We start from the raw sequence: 4948 nt of genomic DNA on the forward strand, positions 1-4948 counted from the left end.
CCGGACCCGAGATCGTCTGGCCCGGGACCCGGGACCCGCGGTGGGCTCGGATCAGTCGTCGGGGAGTTCCACCGGCGCGATCTCGTCGTACACGTCACCGGGGCCGGGGTTGGAGGCGTCGGTCGCGCCGCCGAAGTGGTGCATGACGCCCCAGACGGCGTTGAGCGCGGTCTGGACGGCGCCCTCCGCCCAGCCGGCCGTCCAGGAGATGTCGTCGCCGGCGAGGAAGACGCCCCGCTTGTCCTCCGGCAGCCGGTCCTGCATGAAGTGCGTGAACAGGCGCCGCTGGTAGCGGTAGTGGCCGGGCAGGTTGGCCTTGAAGGCGCCCATGAAGTAGGGCTCGTTCTCCCAGGAGACGGTGACCGGGTTGCCGATGATGTGCTTCCTGATGTCGACCTTCGGGTAGATCTCGCCCAGCGACTTCAGCATGACCTCCATCCGCTCGTTCGGGGACAGCGGCAGCCACTTCAGGCTGTCGTCGCACCAGGTGTAGGACAGGCAGATCACGGCGGGCCGGTCCGGGCCGTCGTCCAGCAGGTAGGTGCCCCGGGTCATGCGGTCGGTCAGCGTCATCGACATGACGTCACGCCCCGTCTCCTCGTCCTTGTCGAGCCAGAAGGGCCGGTCGACGGGCACGAAGAGCTTGCTGGACTCCATGTAGTGGGTGCGCTCGATGGCGGTCCAGTGGTCGATCGGGAAGAGCGCGTCGTCGCAGGCGATCTTGGACAGCAGCATCCAGGACTGGGCGGTGAAGACGGCCGCGCGGTAGGTGCGGACGTCCCCGTTCGCGTCCGTCACCGTGACGCGGTGGCCCGCGGTGCGGCGCAGCCGCGTCACCGCCGGGCGCGGTTCGCCGTCCACGTGCAGGGTCTTCAGCGAGGTGCCGTAGGGCCAGTGGACGAGCTTCTCCGGCGCGCGCTCCCACAGGCGCAGCGGCAGCTGCTGCGAGCCGCCGACGATGCCCCGGTGGTGGTCGTCGGCCTCGGTGTAGACGACGCGCAGGATCTCCAGGATGGAGTTGGGGAAGTCGGTGTCCCAGCCACCGGTGCCGAAGCCGACCTGGCCGAAGATCTCGCGGTACCGGAAGGACCTGAAGGCGTCGGAGTCGCAGAGGAAGCCGTAGAAGGTCTGGTTGTCGAGCTTCTCGACGAGCCGGGACCAGATCTCGCGGATGCGCGGGACGTCGCGCTCGCGCAGGGCGCGGTTCATGTCGGAGAAGTCGGCGCCCTCCTCCAGGCACCGGGCCCAGGCGTCGGCCACGTCCCGGTAGACCTGCGGGAGGTCGTCGGGGGTCTCGGCGTAGTGGGACTCGCCCTTGAGGTCGACGACGGTCGACGGCGTCGACGCGGCGAGGGGGTTGGGGAACGGGCGGGTCTCGAGGCCCACCAGGTCGATGTAGTGCTGGAGGGCCGTGGAGGACGGCGGGAAGCGCATCGCGCCCATCTCGGCGGTGAGCGCGGGGTCGCAGCCCTCGAATCCGACGGTGCGCAGCCGGCCGCCGATCCGGTCGGCCTCGTACACGACGGGCTTGAGGCCCATCTTCATCAGCTCGTAGGCGGTGATGACGCCGGACAGGCCGCCGCCGATCACCGCGACCTCGGTGCCGTGTTCCGTCGCGGGGATCTGGCCGAGGCCCGCGGGGTGGGCGAGGAAGTCGTCGTACGCGTACGGGAAGTCCGGGCCGAACATGGTGATCGGCGGCTGCTGCTCGTCGGCGTGCTCGACGGCGTTGGGCACCGTGGACGTCATGGGGTGCGGACTCCTTGCGCGGAAGATGTCGGAGGGGGGGGGAGGCGGGGAGGCAGGGGCTCAGCCGAGGGGCCCGTACAGGGCGGGGCGGCGGTGCCGCAGGTACGGGTTGTGCTCGCGGGAGGCGGCGAGGAGCGCGGGGTCCGCGTCGGCGAGGACCAGTTCCTCGCCGCGTCCCGCCCGGGTCCGGGCGGTCCCGTCGGGTCCGGCGAGGGTGGAGAGCCCCGCGAACTCCCACTCGCCCTCGTGGCCGGCCCGGTTGACGTACGCGATGTACATCTGGTTCTCGAACGCCCGGACCGGTACGAGGGACTCGGCGACGAACTGGAACGGGTGCATCAGCGCGGTGGGCACCAGCAGGAGGTCGGTGCCGGCCAGGGCGTGGGCGCGCGCGTTCTCCGGGAACTCGATGTCGTAGCAGGTCAGCAGGCCGACGGTGAGGCCGTGCAGCTCGGCCTGGACGATCTGCTGGTCGCCCGGGACGAAGTGCTCCCGCTCGAAGGGGCCGAAGAGGTGGGTCTTGCGGTAGTTCGCGAGGCGGGTGCCGTCCGCGGCGACGAGCTGGGTGGAGTTGTACACCGTGTCGCCCGCCCGTTCCGGGTAGCTGTAGGCGACGGCGAGCCCGTGCCGGGTGGCGGTCCGGGCGACCGCGCCGGCCGCGTCGCCGTCGGCGGGCGCGGCGAGCGCCGCGATGCCGTCACCGATCGCGTACCCGGTCAGGAACAGCTCCGAGGTGACGAGCAGCCGGGCGCCGGCCGCGGCGGCGCGCCCGGCGGCCTCGTCGAGGACCTCGAGGTTCTCGCTGACGGAGCCGGGCCGTCCGGAGCTCTGGAGCAGGGCGGTGCGCATGCGTGTTCCTCGTCGGTACGCGGGAGGGGGGGGAGGCGGGCGGAGGGCCGCCGGGAGGGATCGCCTAGACGGTACGGTCGGCCGGCTCGGCCGGACAAGCGGGAGCCGTTGCGCGCCGACGAGCGGAACGTTGCGTCCTCGGCGGCCCCGACGGCGATTCGTTGCACCCGGGCCGTTCCACCGGCTCCGGCGGGACGGCGTCGTGGTGCCGTCCCGCCGGAGCCGGTGGGACGGACGGACCGGGGCGTGAGGGCCGTCGCCCCGGCGCTCCTTGCCTGCGGCGGAGCGCGGACGGGCTCCCGGGGGCGGCGGACGGGATGCCGGCGGCGGCCTCGGCGGCTGCCGTCCCCCGTGCTCCACCGGTCCACCCGTCCGCCACCGGTCCCCCCGCTCACTCCGGCCGGGACCGGCGTCACGGGGCTCGCCCCCGCCTCCCTACCCACGCGTGGCGGGGGCGCCTCACGTGGTGTCCTCCGCCGCCCGGCGTCCCGCGGCCCCTTCCCGGGCTCCGGCCCGCGGCACCCTGGGTGCTCCCGCCACCAGCGCCGCCGTCACCAGATACGGCACCGCGAACACGGCGAAGGCCGTGCCGTGCGGGCTGTGCGAGGCGATCAGGGCGTAGCCGCCGAACACCACGACCGTGGCCAGTTCGGTGCCCAGGCCCGCGAGCGAGGTCAGGGTGGCCCGCCCGGTGTCCCCGATGCGCCGCTGGAGCCGTGCGTCGGCCAGCACGGTCGCCGCCTGGAAGCCGCCGAAGGCGAGGGCGACCAGGACCAGGCCGGCCGGTGTGCCGGTGAGCGTGCCGGCGGCGAGGGCGAGTCCGGCTCCGGCGAGCAGGGCCGCGAGGCCGTTCGTGCCGAGGCGTTCGCCCTCGCCGGCGAGCAGGCTTCCGGCGGTGGCCCCGGCCCAGATCAGCAGCAGGAGGTGGGGGACGGTCCCGTCCGCGACGCCGGTGTCCCGCACCAGCAGCGGCGTGTACTCGTCGAGGGCGCCCCACACCGCTCCCACGGCCGGTACGAGCAGCAGCGCGCCGCGCACCGACCGGTCGGCGCGTGCCTCGGCGAGTCCGGTGCGCAGGGGGGCGGTCCAGCGGCGGGGGCCCGCCGCCGGGGACCGGTGTTCCGGGAACCGGAGGGCGGTGGCCGCGGTCAGCAGGCAGGCCAGCACACTGGCCGCGCCGACGGCGGTGTGGCCTCCCCGGTCGAGCACCGGGCCCGCGAGTGCCATGGCCGCCATCACGGCCGCCAGGCCGGCCGCGCGGGCCCGGCCCATGATCCGGGCGTAGCGGCCGGCCGCGTCGAGCCGTTCCAGTTCATCGTGGACCAGGGCCTCCAGCGCCCCGGAGGCGAGTGCTCCGCCGGCGCCCCACAGGACGAAGCCCGCCGCGAAGGCGCCGTACGAGGGCACCAGGATCCACAGGGCGAAGCCGGCGGCGGTGAGCAGCGGGCCGAGCCGCAGGAGCAGGCGGCGGGAGACGGCGTCGGCCCAGACGCCGGAGGGCACCTCCAGCAGGACGCCGGTGACCGACCAGAGGGCGAACAGCGAGGAGATCTGCCAGACGGTGAGGCCGGTGTCGCTGAACAGCAGCGCGTACACCGGGTAGAGCAGCACGAAGTCTTCGAGGAACGCGTAGCCGTACAGCGTGGTCGTCAGCCGTCGGACGCGGGGGTCGGGCGCACGCGGGGGCGTGGAGGTCATGAGGCCTTCCCGTGGGGGCGGTTCGGACACCGGACGTGGAGGACGTACGGCATCCGGGGCGGCCCTCGGGAGGCGTTGCCGGTGGATCAATGTCGCCAGGTCATGGCATCGAGGATAGGGCCCCGGGGTCCGTCAGGCGGGCGGTCCCGACGAGAAGCGCCGCAGCAGCGGTGACAGCACCAGCACGGACTTGGTCCGCTCGACGAAGGGCTCCCCCGCGATCCGTTCCAGGACCCGCTCGAAGTGCCGCATGTCGGCGGCGAAGACCTGGGCGACCGCGTCGGCCTCCCCGGTGACGGTGGAGGCGGACACGACCTCCTGGTAGCGCTCCAGGCCCCGCCGGATGGTCTCCGGGGAGGTGTTGCCGCGGCAGTAGATCTCGACGAAGCCCTCGGTCTCCCAGCCGAGGGCGGCGGGGTCCACCCGTACGGTGAAGCCGGTGATGGCGCCGGTGGCGCGCAGCCGGTCCACGCGCCGCTTGACGGCGGGCGCGGACAGGCCGACGAGCTTGCCGATGTCCGCGTAGGAGCGGCGGGCGTCCTCGGCGAGGGCGTGCACGATGCGTTCGTCGAGATCGTTCAGCACTGCGGGCGGTTCACTTCGCTTCCGGGAGGTCCGGGACGGGACCGGCGGGTTCGGCGGGGAGCCGGAG

Annotated in this window: 4 protein-coding genes; all 4 read right to left on the reverse strand. The window is 73.7% G+C overall.

What is annotated here, in order from left to right:
- Positions 1-51: 51 nt before the first annotated feature.
- Positions 52-1749 (reverse strand): flavin monoamine oxidase family protein, encoded by a 1698-nt coding sequence (locus AOK18_RS16370; protein WP_055694845.1) that lies wholly within the window; start codon positions 1747-1749, stop codon positions 52-54.
- 60 nt (positions 1750-1809) lie between these two features.
- The gene (locus AOK18_RS16375) at positions 1810-2598 is read right to left on the reverse strand and encodes a carbon-nitrogen hydrolase family protein (protein ID WP_055694846.1); all 789 of its coding nucleotides are present in this window, start codon (positions 2596-2598) and stop codon (positions 1810-1812) included.
- A gap of 459 nt (positions 2599-3057) precedes the next feature.
- Positions 3058-4296, reverse strand: a complete 1239-nt coding sequence (locus AOK18_RS16380; protein ID WP_055694847.1) for an MFS transporter — start codon at positions 4294-4296, stop codon at positions 3058-3060.
- A 132-nt stretch (positions 4297-4428) separates the two neighbouring features.
- The gene (locus AOK18_RS16385) at positions 4429-4881 is read right to left on the reverse strand and encodes an Lrp/AsnC family transcriptional regulator (RefSeq protein ID WP_055694848.1); all 453 of its coding nucleotides are present in this window, start codon (positions 4879-4881) and stop codon (positions 4429-4431) included.
- Between the last annotated feature and the right edge of the window lie 67 nt (positions 4882-4948).

The sequence above is a fragment of the Streptomyces prasinopilosus genome (genome assembly GCF_001419695.1).
Classification (GTDB): Bacteria; Actinomycetota; Actinomycetes; order Streptomycetales; family Streptomycetaceae; genus Streptomyces; species Streptomyces prasinopilosus.

What these genes read in the sequence shown, in the direction of transcription:
- AOK18_RS16370 (WP_055694845.1), bottom strand. Translation starts at nt 1,749, where the DNA reads ATGACGTCCACGGTGCCCAACGCCGTCGAGCACGCCGACGAGCAGCAG.
- AOK18_RS16380 (WP_055694847.1), bottom strand. Translation starts at nt 4,296, where the DNA reads ATGACCTCCACGCCCCCGCGTGCGCCCGACCCCCGCGTCCGACGGCTG.
- AOK18_RS16375 (WP_055694846.1), bottom strand. Translation starts at nt 2,598, where the DNA reads ATGCGCACCGCCCTGCTCCAGAGCTCCGGACGGCCCGGCTCCGTCAGC.